The organism is Streptomyces sp. NPDC059900, from assembly GCF_050270335.1.
Lineage (GTDB): Bacteria > Actinomycetota > Actinomycetes > Streptomycetales > Streptomycetaceae > Streptomyces.
Genome location: NZ_JBNNJZ010001154.1, coordinates 1 through 1113, shown reverse-complemented (window position 1 = coordinate 1113; position 1113 = coordinate 1). Strand labels below are relative to the sequence as shown.

The 1113-nt window shown below is 74.5% G+C and carries 2 protein-coding genes; both read left to right on the top strand.

From position 1 onward, the window contains the following. Positions 1–149 precede the first annotated feature (149 nt). A complete protein-coding gene (locus ACQKIP_RS48020; RefSeq protein ID WP_427745935.1) occupies positions 150–737 on the top strand; it encodes an HPP family protein in 588 nt (195 codons plus the stop codon). Between the two features lie 124 nt (positions 738–861). After that, the coding region (locus tag ACQKIP_RS48015) for an aldo/keto reductase (protein ID WP_427745934.1) at positions 862–1113 on the top strand (252 nt) is incomplete at its 3' end.

Genomic DNA, 1113 nt, shown 5'->3' with positions numbered 1-1113 from the left:
GATCCCGGGTGAGTACGCGGACGCCCCGACCCAGGGCCGCCGATGCTGCCGCGCCCCCTGCCGACCGCAGGAGCGGACGCGGCGACTCCTGCCCTTTGTCATCCCGCCGTCCGGGCTTCCGGCCGGCTGAAGTCCGGAACGTCCTTCCCTTGAGCACCGACGAAATCACCGAGGCACCGCCCGCGCCCGCCCACCCGCGGACTCTTGCCCCCGATACGCCCGCGCGCACGCGTCCGCGCATCCTGCCCCGCCTCGCGGGCCGGGCCCCCGCGCCGCCGCCCGCGGGCACCGCCCTGCACAACATCAGTGCCGTCACCGCCGTACTGCTGGCCCTGGTCGCCGTCGGCTCCGTCGTCCACGAACCGGTGCTCATACCCCCGCTGGCGGCGTCCGCCGCGATCGTGCACAGCGTCCCCCGGCTGCCGCTCGCCCAGCCGCGCAGCGTGATCGCGGGGCATCTGCTCTGCGCCGGTGTCGGCTACGCGGTCGTGGCCGCCCTCGGCAGCGCCCCCTGGGCCGCGGCGCTGGCCGCGGGCATCGGCCTGGCCGTGATGACGGCGGCGCGCACCCCGCACTCGCCGGCCTGCGCCACCGCCGTGGTCATCGTCCTGCGCGAGCCCCGGCCCGCCACCTTCGTGCCCCTGCTCGCCGGGGCCGTCCTCGTGCTCGTCCTCGCGGGGTGGGCCGCCTCGTGCGCACGTCCCAGCGCGCCACGCTATCCCGCGTACTGGTGGTGATCAGTTGTGATGTCCTTGGCGTGACGGCCGGGGCATGGAACCGGAGGAACCCGGGCACCTGCGCTGTCGTGCGGAACGCAGGACACGGAACCTGCGCCTACATCAGTGCGAGAAGGGATACGCGATGACAGCGGCTCGGACAGTGACGTTCCCCTCCGGAGCGAGCGTGCCGGCCCTGGGCCAGGGCACCTGGCGCATGGGCGACGATCCTGCGCGCCGGACCGAGGAGATCGCCGCCCTCCGCAGGGGCGTCGACCTGGGCATGACGCTGATCGACACGGCGGAGATGTACGGCAGCGGCGCCTCGGAGGAGCTCGTCGGCGAGGCGATCCGCGGGCACCGCGACGACGTGTTCCTGGTGAGCAAGGTGCTGCCG